This window comes from Pseudomonas sp. B34(2017), from assembly GCF_002112915.1.
Classification (GTDB): domain Bacteria; phylum Pseudomonadota; class Gammaproteobacteria; order Pseudomonadales; family Pseudomonadaceae; genus Aquipseudomonas; species Aquipseudomonas pharyngis.
The window spans coordinates 567,488-588,074 of sequence record NZ_NEJA01000003.1 but is presented as its reverse complement, the minus strand read 5'-3'; the positions used below and the strand labels follow the sequence as shown (position 1 = coordinate 588,074).

The following is a 20,587-nucleotide window of genomic DNA, read 5'->3' as shown; positions in this document are numbered from 1 at the left end:
CCCCCCATCCAAAGGACCCCGGATGCTTGAACTCGTCGCCGCTTTCATCTGCCTCACCACCCTCCTCACTTTCGTGAATTTCCGCTTCATCGGCCTGCCCCCGACCATCGGCGTGATGGTTACCGCACTGATGTTTTCCCTGTTGCTGCAAGGCCTGAGCCTGCTCGGTTACCCCGGCCTCGAAGAACGTGTGCAGCAACTGATCGGCCAGATCGACTTCGGCGATCTGCTGATGAACTGGATGCTGTCGTTCCTGCTGTTCGCCGGCGCCTTGCACGTGAACCTGAACGACCTGCGCAGCTACCGCTGGCCGATCGGCCTGCTGGCGACCTTCGGCGTATTGATCGCCACCGCCGTGATCGGCAGCCTCGCCTATTACATTTTTGCCCTGTTCGGCTGGCACGTGAGCTTCCTCTACTGCCTGTTGTTCGGCGCGCTGATTTCCCCGACCGACCCGATTGCGGTACTCGGTGTGCTGCGTACGGCCAACGCCTCGAAGCCGCTGAAGACCACCATCGTCGGCGAATCGCTGTTCAACGACGGCACCGCCGTGGTGGTGTTCACCGTGCTGCTGGGCATCGCGCAACTGGGCGAAACTCCGACCGTCGGCGCCACGGCCATGCTGTTTGCCCATGAAGCCATCGGTGGCGTGCTGTTCGGCGGGCTGATCGGTTATCTGGTGTACCTGATGATCAAAAGCATCGAGCAGCACCAGATCGAAGTCATGCTGACTTTGGCGCTGGTGATCGGCGGTTCGGCGATGGCCACCGAGCTGCACGTCTCGGCGCCGATTGCGATGGTGGTCGCCGGGCTGATCATCGGTAACCTCGGTCGCAACCTGGCGATGAACGACATGACGCGCAAATACCTCGACGGTTTCTGGGAATTGCTCGACGACATGCTCAACGCGTTGCTGTTCGCGCTGATCGGGATGGAGCTGTTGCTGCTGCCGTTCAACTGGCTGCACGTGGCGGCGGCGAGTTTGCTGGCGCTGGCGATTCTGCTGTCGCGCCTGCTCACCGTGGCCCCGGCCATCGTCTTGCTGCGGCGCTGGCGCACGGTGCCGCGCGGTACGATCCGGATCCTGACCTGGGGTGGTTTGCGCGGCGGTGTTTCGGTGGCATTGGCCTTGGCCCTGCCACTGGGCCCGGAGCGCGATCTGTTGCTGAGCATCACCTACATCGTGGTGCTGTCGTCGATCCTGTTGCAGGGCCTGACCATCGGCAAACTGGTCAAGCACGCAACCCGCGATGAGCCGGCGACCGCTGCCGAGCCCGCGCACCACTGATCATTTCTTGATCCGCTGCGGATCGGGCTTTTCGGCCTGATCCGCAGATTCCTTCGGCGCATCCGTTTCTTTCGGCGCGCCGCTTTCGCTGCGGATCTGCGCATGACTGATCAGGGCAAAGATGAAACTGCCGCCGATGATGTTTCCCGCCAGCGTCGGCCCGGCAAACACCGCCCAGAAGTCACTCCACGGCAACTCGCCGGCAAACACCAGATACGACACCTCCGCCGACCCCACCACGATGTGAGTGAAATCGCCCAGTGCCATCAGATAGGTGATGAGGATGATGATCCACATCTTCGCGCTTTCCATGGACGGGATCATCCAGACCATGGTGGCGATCATCCAGCCCGAGACGATGCCCTTGGCGAACATCTGACTCGCATGGTTCTCCATGACCTTGCGGCCGATTTCGAGGAAGGCCTCGTCGGTCTTGCTGTCGAAGATCGGCAGTTCGAGCATCACGTACGCCACCAGAATCGTCCCGCACAGGTTGCCGAACAGCACCACGGTCCAGAGCCGGATCAACCGGCCGAAATTGGCCAGGGTCGGCTTGGTCATCACCGGCAGCACGGCGGTCAGGGTATTTTCGGTAAACAGTTGCTGGCGGGCGAGAATCACCGCGAGAAAGCCTGCGCAGTAGCCGAAGCTGGCGATCACCTTGAATTCGTCGCCCTCGGGCAGACGCGAGTTGAGCAGGCCCATGCCCATCAGCGACAGGCCCATGGTCAGCCCGGCCGCCAGCGCCGACCACCACAGCGCGGCGATGCTGCGCTCCAGTTCCTGGTCGCCCTGTTTGCGGATGATTTCATGCAGAACCGCCGCCCGGGGCGGCTGGTTTTTCTCGACTTCGTGCTGTTCCTTGGCCGAGAGATCGGGGGTCTTGCCGTCTGTTGGTGTGGTCATGGCGGGAAACCGGTGGCGGGGTCATAAGGCTACGACACGCGCCGCTCGGCTTCCGTTCGCCGGTGTGACGCGATTACTCGGTAACGGGCACGTCATCCTTGAACTGGTCTTTGACATACCTGATCTCGGTCCGCCCGTGCGGCGCCGGCAAGCCGTCTTCGCCGAGGTTGACGAAGACCATCTTCTCGACGGTCAGGATGCTCTTGCGGGTGATCTTGTTGCGCACTTCGCAGGTCAGGGTGATCGAGGTGCGGCCGAACTCGGTGGCGGTGATGCCCAGTTCGATGATGTCGCCCTGGCGCGAGGCGCTGACGAAGTTGATTTCGGAAATGTACTTGGTCACCACACGCTGGTTGCCCAGTTGAACGATGGCGTAGATCGCCGCTTCCTCGTCGATCCAGCGCAGCAGGCTGCCGCCGAACAGGGTGCCGTTGGGGTTGAGGTCTTCGGGTTTTACCCACTTGCGGGTGTGGAAATTCATGGGGGGGCGGCCTCCGAGTTGTTTGTGCAATAGGGTTACGCCCCCAGCTTCAAGCTTCAAGCGACGAGCTGCAAGTTAAAAGCCGAGCCGCTGTTACTTGTCGCTTGCGGCTTGCCACTCGCAGCTCAAAGAAAGCTATAATCGCCCCCGTTTCAAAACGGTAACCTTCACTTGATACCGTTTTCCCGCCACCTGTCCGAGGGGCGCTGCAGCAGGTTCAACCTGTCAGGCTCGGATGGGGCGTTGACCGGCTCAGGCCGGACACTAAACGCACAACGGCGCCCATTCGCATACATTACGAATGGAGGCTCTCATGAGCGCTGTTATCACGCCTGCAGATTTTAACGATTACAAAGTTGCCGACATGTCCCTGGCTGCCTGGGGCCGTCGCGAAACCATCATCGCCGAATCGGAAATGCCGGCCCTGATGGGTCTGCGCCGCAAGTACGCTTCCGAGCAGCCTTTGAAAGGCGCAAAAATCCTCGGCTGCATCCACATGACCATTCAGACCGCCGTGCTGATCGAAACCCTGGTTGCCCTGGGAGCCGAAGTGCGCTGGTCGTCCTGCAACATTTTCTCGACTCAGGATCAGGCCGCTGCTTCCATCGCCGCTGCCGGCATCCCGGTTTTCGCCTGGAAAGGCGAGACTGAAGAAGAGTACGAGTGGTGCCTGGAGCAGACCATCCTGAAAGATGGCCAGCCATGGGACGCCAACATGATCCTCGACGACGGCGGCGACCTGACCGAGCTGTTGCACAAGAAATACCCACAGGTTCTGGACCGCGTCCACGGCGTGACCGAAGAAACCACCACCGGCGTGCACCGTCTGCTGGACATGCTGGCCAAGGGCGAGCTGAAAATCCCGGCCATCAACGTCAACGACTCGGTGACCAAGTCCAAGAACGACAACAAGTACGGCTGCCGTCACAGCCTGAACGATGCCATCAAGCGCGGTACCGACCACCTGCTGTCCGGCAAGCAAGCGCTGGTCATCGGCTACGGTGACGTGGGCAAGGGTTCGGCCCAGTCCCTGCGTCAGGAAGGCATGATCGTCAAAGTCTCCGAAGTCGACCCGATCTGCGCCATGCAAGCCTGCATGGACGGTTTCGAACTGGTTTCGCCGTTCATCGACGGTATCAACGACGGCACCGAAGCGAGCATCGACAAAGCGCTGCTGGGCAAGATCGACCTGATCGTGACCACCACCGGCAACGTCAACGTTTGCGATGCAAACATGCTCAAAGCCCTGAAGAAGCGCGCCGTTGTCTGCAACATCGGTCACTTCGACAACGAAATCGACACCGCTTTCATGCGCAAGAACTGGGCATGGGAAGAAGTGAAGCCACAGGTACACAAGATCCACCGTACCGGTGCTGGCTCGTTCGACCCACAGAACGACGACTACCTGATCCTGCTGGCCGAAGGCCGTCTGGTGAACCTGGGCAACGCAACCGGTCACCCGAGCCGCATCATGGACGGTTCGTTCGCCAACCAGGTGCTGGCACAGATCTTCCTGTTCGGCCAGAAGTACGCCGACCTGTCGCCAGCCCAGAAAGCCGAGCGCCTGACCGTTGAAGTACTGCCGAAGAAACTCGACGAAGAAGTGGCCCTGGAAATGGTTCGCGGCTTCGGCGGCGTGGTCACTCAACTGACCAAGCAACAGGCTGACTACATCGGCGTGACCGTCGAAGGCCCGTTCAAGCCGCACGCTTACCGCTACTAAGAGCATAAGAGCAGCTGCGAGCTTCAAGCTTCAAGCGGCAAGCAAGGTCAAAAGCCGGACTTGCCGTACGAAGCTTGAAAGCTCTGCCCCTATTTCAAAACAGTTTCAGGCAGCAGGTTTCACGCTCGATAGATCAGCGCACCACCGCTTCTCTCGCAGCTTGTAGCTTGCCGCTCGTAACTGGAGGCTTCCTCCATGTCCCAAGACCGTCGCTACAGCTTCGAGTTCTTCCCGACCAAGACCGATGCTGGGCATGAAAAACTGCTCGCCACTGCCCGTCAGTTGGCCACTTACAACCCCGACTTCTTTTCCTGCACCTACGGCGCTGGCGGTTCGACCCGTGACCGCACGCTGAACACCGTTCTGCAGCTGGAAAGCGAAGTCAAAATCCCCGCCGCCCCGCACCTGTCGTGCGTCGGCGACAGCAAGGACGACCTGCGCGGCCTGCTGAACGAGTACAAGGCCGCCGGCATCAAGCGCATCGTCGCCCTGCGCGGTGACCTGCCGTCCGGCATGGGCATGACCAGCGGCGAGCTGCGTCACGCCAATGAACTGGTTGAATTCATTCGTGAAGAAACCGGCAATCATTTCCACATCGAAGTCGCCGCCTACCCGGAGATGCATCCGCAAGCGCGCAACTACGAAGACGATCTGGCCAACTTCGTGCGCAAGGCCCGTGCCGGCGCCGACAGCGCGATCACCCAGTACTTCTTCAACGCCGACAGCTACTTCTACTTTGTCGACCGTTTGCAGGCGCTGGGCGTGGACATTCCGGTCGTGCCGGGGATCATGCCGATCACCAACTACAGCAAACTCGCGCGTTTCTCCGATGCCTGCGGTGCGGAAATCCCGCGCTGGATCCGCAAGCAGCTGGAAGCCTACGGCGATGACAGCCAGAGCATTCAGCGTTTTGGCGAACAGGTCGTCACCGAAATGTGCGAACGCCTGCTGCAAGGCGGCGCGCCTGGCCTGCACTTCTATTCCATGAACCAGGCCGAACCGAGCCTGGCGATCTGGAACAACCTGAAGCTGCCGCGCTAAAAAGACGTAACCGCAGAACCAGAAGATCGCAGCCACGACAGTGCCTACAGCGCTTTCGCCGCTGCGATCTTTTGCTTTTAAACGCCCGAAACAGAGCTTCTGCGGCCAGTTTCTGGCTCTTTGCCGTTTCTCGTCGTAATCTCAAGCCATGCCTTTGATCACGCAGTTATTCGCCGTGCTGGTTTTTGCTTGCCTGAGCTTTGCCGCTCGGGGCGAGAAGCTGCGTATCGTCACCGAACCGTGGGCGCCGTACGTCTATGAACAAGACGGCAAGAACCTCGGTCTCGACTACGAAACCACCGCCATCGTGTTCAAGCGCCTGGGCATCGAAGTCGAATGGCAGTTCCTGCCGTGGAAACGCTGCCTGTCGATGCTCGAAACCGGCCAGGCCGACGGCGCGCTGGACATCTTCCATAGCGACGAACGCGACGCCACCCTGCTCTATCCGAGCGAACCGCTGTCGGACGTCGAGTTCGTGATGTTTTACGCCAACGACCGCCCGCACCCTTTTCGCAGCCTCGAAGACCTCAAGGGCCTGACCATCGGCACCTCACCGGGCTATCTGTACAGCCCCGACTTTCGCGAATCGACGCTGTTCACCCGCGAGCCGGCCCCGACCCACGAAGCCAATTTCGGCAAACTGGTGCGCGGGCGTATCGACCTGCTGATCACCGACCGCCGCGTGGGCCAGCATTTGCTCGATGAATTGGATATCCGCAACCAGATCACTGAAAACCCCACGGTCATCAGCCGCCAGAGCCAGTTTCTGGCCGTGCGACGCAATGCCGGAATGGATTTGCTGGTGCAGCGCTTCGGCGCCGAACTCAAGCGTTTCAAGCGCGAACCGGCCTATGCCGAGCTCAGCGCTCGCTACGGCGCGGCCCCCGCCCTGGCGGCACCGCTGGGCAACGCCACCGCCAGCGGCAAAACCGTTGAGCAGCAGGAAAGCGGCGCGCAGTGATTGCTCTGTTATACTCCGGCGTTCCCGCCAGGCTCACGCCCGGACGCCCGGAACCGTAACAGGCCTCCCGACCCGCTACAGCGCAGCTTTTCAGCCCGCGCGAGCGCTCCGGACGTGCCTTCGGAACCGCAGCAGGACCGGACGGGATTGCGTCCTCTTAAACGCCATTCGCGCCAGGCAAGACTCCCATTGGGCCAAGCCCTAACTGAAACAGGATTACTCATGTCCTTTGCTTCCCTCGGTCTCTCCGAGGCTTTGGTCCGCGCTATCGAAGATGCGGGCTATACCGAGCCTACTCCGGTGCAACAGCGGGCCATTCCCGCCGTGTTGCAAGGTCGCGACCTGATGGTTGCGGCTCAGACAGGTACTGGTAAAACCGGCGGTTTCGCCCTTCCGATCCTGGAGCGGCTGTTTCCCAACGGTCACCCGGACAAATCCCAGCGTCACGGCCCGCGCCAACCGCGCGTGCTCGTGCTGACCCCTACCCGCGAACTCGCGGCGCAGGTTCACGACAGTTTCAAGATCTACGCCCGCGACCTGAAATTCGTCAGCGCGTGCATCTTCGGCGGCGTCGGCATGAACCCGCAGGTTCAGGCCATGTCCCGTGGCGTTGACGTGCTGGTGGCGTGCCCCGGTCGTCTGCTCGACCTGTGCGGCCAGGGCAGCGTCGATCTGTCCCACGTCGAAATTCTCGTGCTCGACGAAGCCGACCGCATGCTCGACATGGGCTTCGTCCATGACGTGAAGAAAGTCCTCGCGCGTCTGCCGGCCAAGCGCCAGAACCTGCTGTTCTCGGCGACCTTCTCCAAAGACATCACCGATCTTGCCGGCAAACTGCTGCACAACCCGGAACGCATCGAAGTGACGCCGCCGAACACCACGGTCGAGCGCATCGAACAACGCGTGTTCCGTCTGCCGGCCAGCCACAAGCGTGCGCTGCTGGCCCACCTGATTACCGCCGGCGCGTGGGAACAGGTGCTGGTGTTCACCCGCACCAAGCACGGCGCCAACCGTCTGGCCGAGTACCTGGACAAACACGGCCTGCCGGCTGTGGCGATCCACGGCAACAAGAGCCAGAACGCCCGCACCAAAGCCCTGGCCGACTTCAAGGCCGGTGAAGTGCGCATCCTGGTTGCCACCGACATCGCCGCCCGTGGCCTGGACATCGACCAGTTGCCACACGTGGTCAACTTCGAACTGCCGAACGTCGATGAAGACTACGTGCACCGTATCGGCCGTACCGGCCGGGCCGGTCGTTCGGGCGAGGCGATCTCGCTGGTCGCACCGGACGAAGAAAAACTGCTGAAAAGCATCGAACGCATGACCAAGCAGAAAATCGCCGACGGCGACCTGATGGGCTTCGATGCCAGCACCATCGAGGCCGAGAAGCCGGAAGCCCGTGAACGTCCGGACATGCGCAACCCGCGCAATGCTCGTGGCCCACGCGGTGACGGTCCGAATGGCGGCGGCGGTGGCGGCGGTCGTAAAGACAAAGGCAAAGACAAGGGCAAGGGCAAGGAAAAACCGGCCGGTGAGCGTGGCGAGCGTCCAGCCCGTCAACAGAAGCCGCGTGAAGGCACTCCGGCCCGCGAACAGCGCCAGCCAAGCCAGCCGCCACGCGCCGCTGCTGACCGTGCTCCGGACGAATTCCTCGACGACGATATCGATAACTTCGGTAACCGCGTCGACTACGTGCCGAAGCAGGCTCCAACCGGTGGTCGCAACCGTCGTCCAGGCGCTCCGGCGCAAGGCGCAGGTTCGGGCGCACCCCGCGGCGGTCAGTCGCAAGGTCGCCAGAACGGCCCGCGCAACAGCAACGGCTCGAGCACCGGCACCCCGCCAGGCAAACGCAGTGGCCCACGCAACGGTGCACCGCGTGACGGTCAGGGTCGTCGCGACGAAAACTCGCGCAACCGCCGCCCGGCCCGTGACGATCAGCAACGCGCTGAACCGGCCGTGCAGAACCCGCGCAGCAGCGGGCCGAAGATCATGCACAAGGAGTCGAAAGCCGACCGCTTCCCGACGCCTGAGCAACTGGATCAACTGCCAAGCCGCCCACGCGGTGAAAAACCGGCCTTGCTGACCCGCAATCGCTGAGTTTTCGACTGCAATGAAAAATGCCCCGGCCTGAAAACCGGGGCATTTTTTGTGCGCCGCTGAAACGAAAGTGGCGGCAGGCAATTAAAAACGCCCCCGATCGCAAGACCGGGGGCGTTTTTGTATGGCCGGCGAAAATTACTTCGCTTTGACACCTTCGAACGAGATGTACAGGTCGACTTTGTCAGACTGTGGACCCAGGTCCATCATCTTGCCGAAATCAGAACGCTTGATGCTGGTAGTGCCTTCGAAGCCGGCACGGTAGCCGCCCCATGGATCCTTGCCTTCACCCAGGAAAGTGGCCTTGACCACGATCGGCTTGGTCACGCCGTGCAGGGTCAGGTCACCCGTCACGTCGGCAGTGTCTTTGCCATCGGCGTTCTTGCCGGTGGACTTGACGCTGGTGGAGACGAACTTGGCATCAGCGTATTTGCCCACGTCCAGGAAGTCTTTGCTGGAGATGTGCTTGTCACGCTCGGCGTGGTTGGTGAACACGCTGGCGGTCTTCACGTCGAACTCGATCTTGCTGTCTTCAGGCTTGGCAGCATCGAAGCTGAACTTGCCGCTGATGTCCTTGAAGGTACCGGTGATGTAGCTGTAGCCCAGGTGGCTGATCTTGAAGTCGACGAAGGCGTGCTGGCCTTCTTTGTCGACTACGTAGTCAGCGGCCATCACATTGGCGGACAGGACGGCAGAGCCGATTGCCAGAGCGGCCAGAGTCTTTTTCAACATGCTTTGTTTTCCTTTGGAGTCGAGGTTGAACATCAGGCTTTGCGTCCCAGCATTCGTGTCAGGGTCGCATCACGATCGATAAAGTGGTGCTTCAATGCTGCCAACGCATGAAGGCCGGAAAAAATTACCAGCGCCCACGCCAGCCAGAGATGAATCACACCGGCGGTATCTGCCTGATCCGGTAGTCCGGAAACCAGTGCAGGAACTTCAAACAGGCCAAACACCGGGATCCCGACACCATCTGCGGTGGAAATCAGGTAACCGGCAATCATCACGGCGAACAGAGCAAGGTAAAGAAACCCATGGCCGAACTTGGCGCCGATGCGGGTCATGCGGCTGTAGCTCTGGAGCGTTGGCGGCGGTGGACTGACAAAGCGCCACAACACTCGCAACACCATTACACCCAGCAGCACCAGACCGATGCTCTTGTGCAGATCCGGCGCGTCTTTGCGCCAGGTGCTGTAGTAATCCAGCCCCACCATCCACAGACCGAGCGCGAACAGCCCGAAGACCGCCAGCGCCACACCCCAGTGCATGAAGATGCTGACCCAACCGTAGCGCGAAGAAGAGTTACGTAGCTGCATTGCCCAAATCCTGTGAGAACTGCGAACCAAGACTAGCGAGTTATCTATCGAATTAAAGCGGAAAATTTCGCTTTGAAATATCGAGAAATACGATCAAGAGTCTTGAACAGGGGAGTTAAGGAAAGATTAAAGACAAAAGTGTGACTGGAGGTTAGCTGAGAGGTCTTCAAATTTCAGTGCCCGCATTGATCCCATCGCGAGCCTGCTCGCGATGGCGATCTTTCAGGCAAAAAAAAGCGCGGCCTGAAAGCCGCGCTTTTTCATTCACCGCCAAGCCTTACTGCGCTTTGGTCTCGGTGCTTGCCGCCGGTTTGGCCGCTGGCTTCTTCGCCGGTTCAGCTTTTTTCGCCGCAGGTTTCGCTGCAGGTTTTTTCGCTTCGGTCTTGGCCGCCGGTTTCTTCGCTGCTGGTTTGGCTGCCGCTTTCTTCGCCGGCTCGGCTTTCACCGGGGCCGCTGGCTTCGGTGCTTCCACCGGGGCTGGCGCAGGGGCCGGAGCCGGTGCAGGCGCTGGGGCGGCTGGAGCAGGTGCCGGCTCTGGCGCTTTCACTGGCTCTGGCTTCTTGTCGTCGTCCGAACCGCCGAACAGGTTGGTGAAGAAGTTGCCTTTCTTCGCCGCTACTGCCGCGCCCGCACCCGCCGCTGCGGCGGTGGCCGCTGCCGGGCCGACCTTGGCCGGTTCGAAGGATTTGCCCGCCGCCAGGTCTTCAACCTGACTGGCTGCGCGCTGACCGGTGCGCAGTGCGCCTTCCAGGGTGCCCGGGTACAAGGTGTCGGTGTGTTCGCCGGCAAACGCTACGCGCTGCAGCGGACGCTCCCACAGGCGCCAGTATTTGCTGATCTGGCCAGGGCCGAAGGCCAGGTAGGAACCACCGGTCGATGGATCGGTGCTGTAGCGACGGATTTCATAACCGGTGAACGAGCCACGGGCCTGTGGATAAAAGGTGTGCAGGCGAATCAGCACCTGATCGACCATCTGCTTGTCGCCGAAGGCCTGCATGACGCGGGCGTTATCGCCGGACAGGTTGATCACCACGTTGGCGCCGCCCTTCAGAGCCGGCTCGATCCACAACATGCCAAGGCCAGTGTTGCTGTAGATCTCGCCGGACATCCGCGCCTTGCTTTCCCATACCGGCGTCTTGAACTTCAGCATGATCTGGTCGCGCCAGCCGTAGTTGGTGCCCTTGATCGCGGCCAGGTGCTGGGCGTCCAGCGCCGGAGTCAGCTGGATCTTGTTGAGGGCGCGCAACGGCACCGCCAGCACAACGTAATCGGCCTGGTAGCCGACGCTGCCGACCTTGACGGTCACGCCGTCCTTGTCCTGGGTGATGGCAGATACTGGCGAGTTGGTCTTGATGGTTTTCAACTGTTTGACGAAGGCCTGGGCCAGCACCGGGCTGCCACCGACCAGACGCGAAGCGCGCAGGTCACGGTCGGACACGCCGCGATACACCCGGCTCTGCTGTGCGAAGTACAGCAGCGACAGGCGCGAAGGTTCGTCGTAGTGGGTGCGGATATCCTGGTTGATCAGCTGACGCGCGGTGGCCGGCAGGTTCTGCTTGTCGAGCCAGCTCGAGACGTTGATCTGGTCCAGGGCGTGCAGGGTGTTGGTCGCCGCCGGGTTCTGCGGATCGTCGATCGAGCGCGCCAGATCGTCACGGGTTTTCTCGTAACGCTTGAGCGCTTCGGCCGTGGCGGGCTGTTTGGTGGTCAGGTCGGCGGCGGAGAAATACTCGCCGTCGATCAGGTAACCCGGAGTCCGTACGAATTCAGGCGCCGGCGTGGTGCTCAGCTTGAACGTCGAAACGTACTTGTTCAGCACCGGTTGAGTCTTGTCGTTGCCGATCCACTCGCTGGTGGCCATGCCCGAGCGACCGCCCAGACTCGGCTTGGCTTCGAGCAGCGTGACCTGCCAGCCCTTGTTTTGCAGTTCGTAAGCCGCCGTCAGGCCCGACAGGCCGCCGCCGATCACGATTGCGGTTTTATCCTTGGCCAGCGCCGTAACGCTGAACAGCCCCAACACCACCAGCGCACAGGCGCGCAGCCAACCGACAGACATTCAGCGAACTCCGGAAATACACGTAGGAAAAAGCAGTTTTGCGGGTCAGACGACCCAAAGAACCGCGAAGAATACGTCAGCCATCAAAACGCCGCCAGCGACGTCTATCGGCCCATACAAAGTAGCTCAATCGACACAATGGGTTGTTCCGGCGCGATGCATTGCATAGGCTTGCGCGATTGTTTGCCCGCGCCTGACGCGAGCCGCCTCGAGGAGACTGAACATGGGCCTGAACAACCAGTGGATGCAACGCGATCTCGCGGTGCTGTGGCATCCCTGCACCCAGATGAAAGACCACGAACAGCTGCCGCTGATCCCGATCAAGCGCGGTGAAGGCGTCTGGCTCGAAGACTTCGAAGGCAAGCGTTATCTGGATGCGGTCAGCTCCTGGTGGGTCAACGTGTTCGGCCACGCCAACCCGCGCATCAATCAGCGCATCAAGGATCAGGTCGATCAACTGGAGCACGTGATTCTGGCCGGTTTCAGCCATCAGCCAGTGATCGAGCTGTCCGAGCGTCTGGTGAAGATGACGCCGGAAGGCCTGAACCGGGTGTTCTACGCCGATAACGGTTCGTCCTGCATCGAAGTCGCGCTGAAAATGAGCTTTCACTACTGGCTCAACCGCGGTCAGCCGAACAAGAAACGCTTCGTCACCCTGACCAACAGCTACCACGGCGAAACCATGGCGGCGATGGCGGTTGGTGACGTGCCGTTGTTCACCGAAACCTACAAAGCCCTGCTGATGGACACCATCAAGGTGCCGAGCCCGGATTGCTACCTGCGCCCGCAGGGCATGAGCTGGGAAGAGCATTCGCGCAACATGTTCGCGGCCATGGAACAGACGCTGGCGGAAAATCATGACAGCGTCGCTGCGGTGATCGTCGAGCCGCTGATCCAGGGCGCCGGCGGCATGCGCATGTATCACCCGGTGTACCTCAAGCTGCTGCGCGAGGCCTGCGACCGTTACGGCGTGCACCTGATCCATGACGAAATCGCCGTTGGTTTCGGTCGCACCGGAACGATGTTCGCCTGCGAACAGGCCGGCATCCGCCCGGACTTCCTGTGCCTGTCGAAAGCCCTGACCGGCGGTTATCTGCCGTTGGCGGCGTGCCTGACCACCGACGAGGTGTACAGCGCGTTCTACGACGATTACCCGACCCTGCGCGCCTTCCTGCATTCGCACAGCTACACCGGCAACCCGCTGGCGTGTGCGGCGGCGTTGGCGACCCTGGATATCTTCGAACAGGACAACGTGATCGAAAACAACCGGGCGCTGGCTCGACGCATGGCATCGGCGACGGCGCATCTGGCGGATCATCCGAATGTTTCGGAAGTCCGGCAGACCGGCATGGTCCTGGCGATCGAGATGGTCAAGGACAAAGCCACGAAAGAGGCTTATCCGTGGCAGGAACGTCGCGGCCTGAAGGTGTTCCAGCATGCGCTGGAGCGTGGTGCGCTGCTGCGTCCGCTGGGCAGCGTGGTGTATTTCCTGCCGCCGTACGTGATCACCCCGGAGCAGATCGACTTGCTCGCCGAAGTCGCCAGCGAAGGCATCGACATTGCCACCCGTGACAACGTCAGTGTGGCGGTGCCGAAGGATTTTCATCCGGGTTTTCGCGATCCGGGCTGATCCAAACACTTAAGTTGACGGCTCGTTCCCATGCTCTGCGTGGGAACGCCTCACAGGACGCTCTGCGTCCGCTCTTGGGACGCAGAGCGTCCCGGGCTGCATTCCCACGCGGAGCGTGGGAACGATCTAATCAGAGAGACCCGAAATGAGACTGTCCCGCTTTTTTATCGACGCCCCGCTGAGCACTGGCGAACACGAACTGCCGGAAGCCCAGGCGCATTACATCAGCCGCGTGCTGCGCATGGCCGAAGGCGATTCGGTGCAGTTGTTCGACGGCTCCGGCCATGAGTTTCGCGGATCGCTGGTGGAAGTCGGCAAGAAGCGCGTGGTGGTGCAGATCGACGAGCAGTTCGCCGGTCAGGTCGAATCGCCGCTGCACATCCACCTCGGCCAGGGCCTGTCCCGGGGCGAGCGGATGGACTGGGCGATCCAGAAAGCCACCGAACTGGGCGTGACTGAAATCACCCCGATCTTCAGCGAGCGCTGCGAAGTCCGCCTCAAGGACGAACGCGCCGACAAACGCCTGCTGCACTGGCGTCAGGTGGCGATCAGCGCTTGCGAGCAATGTGGTCGTTCGCGGGTGCCGGTGATTCATCCACCGCTGTTGCTGGCCGACTGGCTAAAGCAGACCGAAGCCGAACTGAAACTGGTGCTGCACCCGGTGGCCGAACCGCTGATCAGCCATGCCAAGCCATCAACGCTGGCGTTCCTGATCGGCCCTGAAGGCGGCCTGTCCGACGCCGAAGTCGAGCAGGCCAAGGCCAACGGCTTCCACGCCGCCCGCCTCGGCCCGCGCGTGCTGCGCACCGAGACCGCGCCGGTTGTGGCACTGGCGGTGGCGCAGCAACTGTGGGGTGATTTCTAACCCGTCACTGCACCGGATCACTGGTTGGTCTGGCGATGATTGCCTTGAGTTCGCTGGTCATCGGGAACTCAAGGTTCAGGCCCTTCGGCGGGATCGGCTGCTCGAACCACTTGCGGTAGATCCCGTTGATCTCCCCCGAACTGTACAGGTCGGCCAACACGCCGTTCACCAGCGCAAGAAACTGCGGATCATCCTTGCGCACCATGCAGCTGTAGATTTCCCGCGATTGTTCCTCCCCCACCACGACCCAGTTGTGCGGATCGCGTGCCTTGGCCCGCTCGCCGTAGAGCAACGCATCGTCCATGTAGAACGCCGCCGCGCGCCCCGATTGCAGCATCTGGAATGCCTCGCCGTGATCCTTGGCGCTGATGACGAACATGTTCAGTTCGTGGTCGAGGTTGTAGCTCTTCAGATAGCGCTCGTTGGTGGTGCCGGCGGTGGTCACCACGTTCTTGCCGCGCAGGTCATCGAAGCTTTTGATGCCGCTGTCCCTGGCAGTCAGGAGCTGACCTTTGACGTAGATAAAACCGTAGGAGAACGCGACCTGCTTCTGCCGTTCGGCGGTTACCCCGGTAGAGCCGCATTCAAGGTCGACCGTGCCGTTCTGCACCAGCGGAATCCGCGTCTGCGACGTCACCAGGTTGTACTTCACCTTCAGCTCCGGCAGCGCCAGTTGCTGCCTGATGCGCTCGACGATCTTGTCTGCCAGCTCCACCGAATACCCCATCGGCTGGCCGGTGTGATCACCCACATACGAGAACGGCACCGACGCATCGCGATAACCCAGGGTGATGCTGTTGGCGCTGGCGATCTTGCCGAGCGTACCGGTCAGCGGAACTTCATTGGCCTGCGCCTGAGCGCCGAAAACCAGCGCCAGTGTGCAGCCGAGCAACGTGATTTTTTGCATTGTTATTCTCCGTTGTGGGTGGGGTGTTTTAGCAGAAACCGTCACGCCGCACGGGGATTGAACCCGTGTAGGTCAATGGATGTGCGCTGCTCGCCAATCAGTTCGCTGAGCAACTGCCCGCTGCCGCAGGCCAGGGTGAAACCCAGCGCACCGTGGCCGAGGTTGAGCCACAGATTGCGATAGGCCGTGGCGCCCAACAGCGGAACGCCGGTGGGCGTGGCCGGGCGCATGCCAGCCCATTCGACGGCCGCATCGTAGTTGCCGGCGTCGGGAAAGGTGTCGCGGGCCTGGCGCTTGATCAGCGCCAGCCGCTCGGGGTCCAACGCCGGGTCGAAACCGACGATGTCGACCATTGCCGCTACGCGCAGTTGTTCGCCGATACGCGCGTAGACGATCTTGCGGTCGTAGTCGGTGATGCTCACGTCCGGCGCCCGGTGCTCGTTGCCAATCGGCACGGTCAGGCTGTAGCCTTTCAGCGGATACAGCGGCAGGCGCAGGCCGGGCAGCGCGAGCAACGGGCTGCGATGGCCGGCGGCGATCACCAGTTGTTCGACCGGCAAAGTCTCTTCGCCAAGTTCAATGGCCGTGACGGCGCCGTGACTATGGCGAATGCCGGTGACTGCCTGACCGAGACGAAATTCGCAACGGCCCGACGCCTTCAATCGCGCCGCCAGCTGTTGGCAGAAGCCGTGACAGTCGCCTACTTCTTCATCCGGCGTGTAGATCGCGCCCACAAACGGCGCATCGGTCAGTGCCGGCTCCAGCCGCGCACATTCGGCGGCGGACAACACCTGCTGTTGTTGCGGATCGGCCAGGCCCTTGCGTGCATGGTCGAAGCTGGCGGCGTTGCGGAAAGTCACCAGTTTGCCGTTGCGTCGCCAGTTGAAGCCGACGAGTCCGTCGTCCTCACGCCAGCGTTTCAGCGTGCTCTGGCTGAACAGCGCCAGACGCAACAGATGCGCGGCGTTTTCGCGGTTGACCGAGGTGCGGCACGCGGCGAGAAACGAGGCCATCCAGCGCCACTGCGCCGGGTCCAGGCGCGGGCGAAGTTTCAGCGGTGAGTCGCCACGCAGCATCCAGCCGATTGCCTGCAACGGCACGCCGGCATCGGCCAGTGGCGCGACGTAGCGGTAGGACAACTGGCCGCCGTTGGCGAAACTGGTTTCACTGCCCAGCGACTGCCGCGCCTCGACCACTGTCACTTCGAAGCCGTCGCGCACCAGCGCCCAGGCCGTTGCCAACCCGATCACGCCGCCGCCGATGATGCACACACGCTGAGCCATGTCCGTCCTTAATCGTTCTTGAAGACGAGGCCGAGGTTAGGGTGAGGTGACAGGCGCCGAACAATGAATAAAGATGCCAAACCTATAAACAAAGGTTATGGGATCGTCATGCGCCTTCGTCATATCGAGATTTTCCAGGCCATTCGCCAGACCGGCTCGGTCAGCGCTGCTGCGCAGTTACTGCACGTCTCGCAACCGGCGGTGACCAAGGTGCTGCAGCACGCCGAGCAGCAATTGGGCTTTCCGTTGTTTCTGCGGGTGCGCGGCAAGTTGCAGGCGACCCCTGAAGCGCTGGAACTGGAACGCGAAGTCGACAAGGTCACCGAAAGCCTGCAAGGCGTACGGCGTCTGGCCCAGAGCCTGCGCCGCGAACCCGGCCACAGCCTACGGATCGGCGCGACCCCGGCGCTGGCGCTGTCGTTGCTGCCGCCGGCGATCCAGCAGTGGACCGCGCAATTCACGGACATCGCCTGCGAACTGTCGAGCGCCCACAGCCGCGAGCTGATGCAGAACCTGCTGATGCGCGAAGTGGACGTGGCGCTGACGTTGCAGTTGCCGGACCATCCGGGGCTGAAGGCCCAGGCTTTGGCCTCGGGGGTGCTGGTGGCGCTGGCGCCGAAAGGTTATTGGCCGGAAGAAGACGCTGGTCAGCCGTTGCCGCTGATGGCGTTGGCCGGGGCGCCGCTGATCGGCCTGTCCAGCGCCGATCCATTGGCCGCCCGCCTCGATAGTTATCTCGAAGCGGTCGAACCGCCGCCGCGTGTGCGGATCGCCGTGCAGACGTATTCGCTGGCGCGAGCGATGGTGGAGTCTGGCGCTGGTGTCACGGTGATCGATCCGTTCACCGCGCTGGGTGCCTCATCGGCCACCACCACTATCCGCCCTCTCGCCCCGCCGCTGCCGATCACGCTGTACGCAGTGACTCGCGCCACCGAACCACCGCCACATACGCTGAATGATTTGCTGCAGATCTTCAGTCAGCGCGCCAGCGAACAACTCGGCCGACTGATAGGCGCTTAAAGGACGTAAAACAGAATCGCCACAAAGTGCAGCAAACTCCCGGCGATCACGAACAGATGCCAGATCCCGTGGGCATGCCGCAACCGATGGTCGAGGGCAAAGAAGATGATCCCCACGGTGTACAGCACGCCACCCGACGCCAGCCAGGCAAACCCCGCCGTCCCGAGCGCGGCGATCAGCGGCTTGACCGCCACCAGCACGATCCAGCCCATCACCGCGTAGATCACGATCGACAGGATCCGCGCCTCCGAGCGTGGCTTGATCTCCTGCAGGATGCCGATCAGCGCCAGCCCCCAGACAATCCCGAACAGCGTCCAGCCCCACGGCCCGCGCAGGGTCACCAGGCAGAACGGCGTGTAACTGCCGGCGATCAGCAGGTAGATCGAAAAGTGATCGACCTTCTTCATGATCGCTTTCTTGCGCCCGCGCACGCTGTGGTACACGGTGGACGCGCTGTAAAGCACCAGCAACGTAAAGGCATAAATCGCCACGCTGACGATCTTCCAAGGGCTGCCGTCGAGGCTGGCAATCACCAGCATCCAGACGCCCCCGACAAACGCCGCTACCGCACCGACCAGATGCGTCCAGGCGTTCAGTTTTTCTCCGTGATACATGTGTCGCACACCTCGATTTCGTTACCGCAACGCGCAAGGCTCGGGCCTTGAGCGTAAAAGCGCAATGTTTCCGTTCAACGCAGGCAGGCACCTGTCCTGATATTTGGGCACAATCGAGCGATACCAAGAAGAGTCCGCGCCATGCTGATCGACGAAGAATTGACCCTGAAGAAACTCGAGGTGTTCCTCGCCTTCATGCGCACCGGCAACCTCGCCCGCGCCGCCGCCGAGTTGCAGACCAGCAACGTCAGCGTGCACCGCGCGATCCATTCGCTGGAAAGCGCCCTGCGCTGTCCGCTGTTCAAACACGAAGGGCGCAACCTGACACCGCTGGAAAGCGCCTACGTGCTCGAAGAACGGGCGCAGAAGCTGATTCAGGACGTGGTCGAAAGCGTGCGCCTGACCCGCGAAGCCGCCGGGTTCTCGGCTGAACGCTTCAAGCTCGGCTCACTGTATTCGCTGACGGTGAAGACCGTGCCGCAATTGATCATGGGTTTGAAGATCCGCCGCAGCGAACTCAACATCGACCTGATTCTCGGCTCGAACATCGACCTGCTCTACAAGCTGAAAAACATGGAAGTCGACGCGATCCTGGTGTCGCTGGACGACACCGTCAACGACCCGGACTGCGAGCAGATTCCACTGTTTTCCGACGACATTTTCCTCGCCACTCCGGCCGATTCGCGCTTCGCCCAACGCAGCGAAGTGGATCTGGCGGAGGTGCGCGACGAAACCTTCATCACCCTCACCCAAGGCTTCGCCACCCACCAGGACGGCATCCGAGTGTTTCGGCAGGCGGGGTTCGAGCCAAAGGTAGCGATGCAGGTCAACGACATCTTCACCCTGCTGAGCATGGTCAGCTCCGGGGTCGGTTATGCGTTGCTGCCGGGGAGGATTGCGGCGGTGTACGAGAACCGGGTGAAGCTGATTCCGTTGCAGGAGAAGTACCGGTTGCAGCAGCACATTGGGGTGGTGTTTTTGAAGGCTAAAGAGCGCGATCCGAATCTGCTGGCGTTGTTGGCGGAGTGTCGGATGTATGCGAATCGCCAGACCACCTAATGATCGCGGCTGATGATCGTTCCCACGCTCCGCGTGGGAATGCAGCCCGGGACGCTCCGCGTCCCAAAAGCGGACGCAGAGCGTCCAATGAGGCATTCCCACGCGGAGCGTGGGAACGATCATGAGGGCGCTTTTGACGTTCAGCCAACAATCCCGCGAACAATGAAGAACAGCAGCGAAGGCCCAAGCAAACACCCAAGTCCGGTGTGAAACGTAGCCGTCAACGCCCCATAAGGCACCAACCGCCGATCCGTCGCCGCCAGCCCCGCCGTCACGCCACTCACCGTCCCGGCCAGCCCGCCGAACACCATCGCCGAGCGCGGGTTATCCAGGCCCATCCAGCGCGCCGCCACCGGCGTGCCGACCATCACCAGAATCGCCTTGATCAACCCGGTGGCAATCGACAGCGCCATCACATCTGACGTCGCGCCAATCGCCGCACCGGTCACCGGCCCAACAATGTAAGTCACCGCACCCGCGCCGATGGTGGTCATGCTCACCGCATCGCGATAACCGAACGCGTAAGCCATGCACGCGCCGACAATGAACGGCAGGATCGTGCCCAGCAGCAGCGCAATCACCCCGATCATCCCGGCCTTCTTCGCTTCGGTCGCCTGCACTTCAAACGCCGTGGCAACGATGGCGAAATCCCGCAGCATCGCGCCGCCCATCAGGCCGATGCCGGAGAACAGCGTCAGGTCCGCCAGGCCCTTCTGCCCGCCGGTCATGGTGCCGCCGACCCAGGCCAGCACCAGGCCGATGACGATGGCAATCGCCGAGCCGTGAATCCGTCCGAACGTCAGGCGTTTGGAGAGGATCACCGAGACCCACATGATCACGCCGACGAAGGCGAACGCGGTGATCAGACCGTTGTGTTCCAGACCCTTTTCAATGAGATCCCACATGTCAGCGACCTCCTACCGGTGTGCCGACCGGGGAGATTTCCGCCGGCTCGTCGGGCAAAGGCTCGCCTTTATGGGTGCGGCTGATCAAAGCAATGGTGCAGCCACAGACCACCACCGAGCCAATCGCCGCCAGCACCGCCACCGGGCCGCCGTGCAGGGCGGTGACGACGTTCTGTTGCGCGGCCATCGCCACCACCACCGGAATGTACATGGCGCCCCAGAAGCCAACGCCCATCTCGCAATCCTTGGTCATGCCGCCGCGTTTCTGCATCCACAACCGCGCGCAGATCAACAGGATCATGGCGATGCCGACCCCGCCGACGTTGGATTTGACGCCCAGAAGAACACCGAGCATGTCACCCATGATCACCCCTGCCAGCGTACAGATCGCCAGCAGCGCCACACCGTAAATAATCATTGTTGTAGTCCTCAAAG

19 protein-coding genes and 1 riboswitch are annotated in these 20,587 nt (G+C 61.7%); of the genes, 9 read left to right on the top strand and 10 right to left on the bottom strand.

The features are described 5' to 3' along the window. Positions 1 to 22 precede the first annotated feature (22 nt). Positions 23 to 1,288 carry a sodium:proton antiporter gene (locus tag CAF80_RS12395; protein ID WP_085667394.1) on the top strand — a complete coding sequence of 422 codons (1,266 nt, stop codon included), beginning with the start codon at positions 23 to 25 and terminating at the stop codon, positions 1,286 to 1,288. On the opposite strand, the gene CAF80_RS12390 is transcribed toward CAF80_RS12395, so the two are convergent. Together CAF80_RS12390 and CAF80_RS12385 are read right to left on the bottom strand one after the other, a co-directional pair. After that, positions 1,289 to 2,194, bottom strand: coding sequence for a formate/nitrite transporter family protein (locus tag CAF80_RS12390; protein ID WP_039767964.1), 906 nt, complete (start codon positions 2,192 to 2,194; stop codon positions 1,289 to 1,291). 73 nt (positions 2,195 to 2,267) lie between these two features. Next, positions 2,268 to 2,675 carry an acyl-CoA thioesterase gene (locus CAF80_RS12385; protein ID WP_011336338.1) on the bottom strand — a complete coding sequence of 136 codons (408 nt, stop codon included), beginning with the start codon at positions 2,673 to 2,675 and terminating at the stop codon, positions 2,268 to 2,270. 192 nt (positions 2,676 to 2,867) lie between these two features. Then, positions 2,868 to 2,966, top strand: a riboswitch (S-adenosyl-L-homocysteine riboswitch). 22 nt (positions 2,967 to 2,988) lie between these two features. On the opposite strand from CAF80_RS12385, the gene ahcY reads away from it, so the two are divergent. The 4 genes from ahcY (at position 2,989) to CAF80_RS12365 (ending at position 8,497) form a co-directional block, all read left to right on the top strand. Next, positions 2,989 to 4,398, top strand: a complete 1,410-nt coding sequence (gene ahcY, locus CAF80_RS12380; protein WP_039767963.1) for an adenosylhomocysteinase — start codon at positions 2,989 to 2,991, stop codon at positions 4,396 to 4,398. 195 nt (positions 4,399 to 4,593) lie between these two features. Next, positions 4,594 to 5,439, top strand: coding sequence for a methylenetetrahydrofolate reductase [NAD(P)H] (gene metF, locus CAF80_RS12375; protein ID WP_007959683.1), 846 nt, complete (start codon positions 4,594 to 4,596; stop codon positions 5,437 to 5,439). A 148-nt stretch (positions 5,440 to 5,587) separates the two neighbouring features. Next, on the top strand, positions 5,588 to 6,400 hold the full coding sequence (locus tag CAF80_RS12370; RefSeq protein ID WP_039767962.1) for an ABC transporter substrate-binding protein: 813 nt from the start codon (positions 5,588 to 5,590) through the stop codon (positions 6,398 to 6,400). Positions 6,401 to 6,622: 222 nt separating this feature from the next. Next, complete coding sequence (locus CAF80_RS12365) at positions 6,623 to 8,497, top strand: DEAD/DEAH box helicase (RefSeq protein ID WP_074692054.1); 1,875 nt, start codon at positions 6,623 to 6,625, stop codon at positions 8,495 to 8,497. A gap of 138 nt (positions 8,498 to 8,635) precedes the next feature. Here the strand turns inward: CAF80_RS12365 and CAF80_RS12360 are convergent, their stop codons facing one another. The 3 genes from CAF80_RS12360 to CAF80_RS12350 all read right to left on the bottom strand — a co-directional run bounded on the left by CAF80_RS12360 (position 8,636) and on the right by CAF80_RS12350 (position 11,869). After that, complete coding sequence (locus CAF80_RS12360) at positions 8,636 to 9,229, bottom strand: YceI family protein (protein WP_039768113.1); 594 nt, start codon at positions 9,227 to 9,229, stop codon at positions 8,636 to 8,638. A 32-nt stretch (positions 9,230 to 9,261) separates the two neighbouring features. Continuing rightward, positions 9,262 to 9,813: a cytochrome b gene (locus CAF80_RS12355; RefSeq protein ID WP_074692051.1), complete on the bottom strand. Its 552-nt coding sequence runs from the start codon at positions 9,811 to 9,813 to the stop codon at positions 9,262 to 9,264. Between the two features lie 277 nt (positions 9,814 to 10,090). Next, a complete protein-coding gene (locus CAF80_RS12350) occupies positions 10,091 to 11,869 on the bottom strand; it encodes a flavin monoamine oxidase family protein (protein ID WP_039767959.1) in 1,779 nt (592 codons plus the stop codon). 223 nt (positions 11,870 to 12,092) lie between these two features. Between CAF80_RS12350 and CAF80_RS12345 the strand changes: the two genes are divergently transcribed. After that, entirely contained in the window at positions 12,093 to 13,499 is a 1,407-nt protein-coding gene (locus CAF80_RS12345; RefSeq protein ID WP_085667393.1) for an adenosylmethionine--8-amino-7-oxononanoate transaminase, read from the top strand. A gap of 145 nt (positions 13,500 to 13,644) precedes the next feature. After that, positions 13,645 to 14,364, top strand: a complete 720-nt coding sequence (locus CAF80_RS12340) for a 16S rRNA (uracil(1498)-N(3))-methyltransferase (RefSeq protein ID WP_074690188.1) — start codon at positions 13,645 to 13,647, stop codon at positions 14,362 to 14,364. A gap of 4 nt (positions 14,365 to 14,368) precedes the next feature. Here the strand turns inward: CAF80_RS12340 and CAF80_RS12335 are convergent, their stop codons facing one another. Both CAF80_RS12335 and CAF80_RS12330 read right to left on the bottom strand, forming a co-directional pair. Further along, positions 14,369 to 15,271, bottom strand: coding sequence for a transporter substrate-binding domain-containing protein (locus tag CAF80_RS12335; protein ID WP_085667392.1), 903 nt, complete (start codon positions 15,269 to 15,271; stop codon positions 14,369 to 14,371). Between the two features lie 41 nt (positions 15,272 to 15,312). Next, positions 15,313 to 16,554: a D-amino acid dehydrogenase gene (locus tag CAF80_RS12330; protein WP_085667391.1), complete on the bottom strand. Its 1,242-nt coding sequence runs from the start codon at positions 16,552 to 16,554 to the stop codon at positions 15,313 to 15,315. Positions 16,555 to 16,662: 108 nt separating this feature from the next. Here CAF80_RS12330 and CAF80_RS12325 point away from each other — a divergent pair, with 108 nt between their 5' ends. Then, positions 16,663 to 17,574: a LysR family transcriptional regulator gene (locus tag CAF80_RS12325; protein WP_039767954.1), complete on the top strand. Its 912-nt coding sequence runs from the start codon at positions 16,663 to 16,665 to the stop codon at positions 17,572 to 17,574. On the opposite strand, the gene CAF80_RS12320 is transcribed toward CAF80_RS12325, so the two are convergent. Continuing rightward, a complete protein-coding gene (locus tag CAF80_RS12320; protein ID WP_011336351.1) occupies positions 17,571 to 18,188 on the bottom strand; it encodes a hemolysin III family protein in 618 nt (205 codons plus the stop codon). The genes CAF80_RS12325 and CAF80_RS12320 overlap by 4 nt on opposite strands. Before the next feature lie 141 nt (positions 18,189 to 18,329). Here CAF80_RS12320 and CAF80_RS12315 point away from each other — a divergent pair, with 141 nt between their 5' ends. Next, complete coding sequence (locus CAF80_RS12315; protein WP_074690186.1) at positions 18,330 to 19,247, top strand: LysR substrate-binding domain-containing protein; 918 nt, start codon at positions 18,330 to 18,332, stop codon at positions 19,245 to 19,247. Positions 19,248 to 19,387: 140 nt separating this feature from the next. Here the strand turns inward: CAF80_RS12315 and madM are convergent, their stop codons facing one another. Both madM and madL read right to left on the bottom strand, forming a co-directional pair. Beyond that, positions 19,388 to 20,152 carry a malonate transporter subunit MadM gene (gene madM, locus CAF80_RS12310; protein ID WP_007953314.1) on the bottom strand — a complete coding sequence of 255 codons (765 nt, stop codon included), beginning with the start codon at positions 20,150 to 20,152 and terminating at the stop codon, positions 19,388 to 19,390. 1 nt (position 20,153) lies between these two features. Next, complete coding sequence (madL, locus tag CAF80_RS12305; protein ID WP_008063455.1) at positions 20,154 to 20,570, bottom strand: malonate transporter subunit MadL; 417 nt, start codon at positions 20,568 to 20,570, stop codon at positions 20,154 to 20,156. Positions 20,571 to 20,587: the final 17 nt, after the last annotated feature.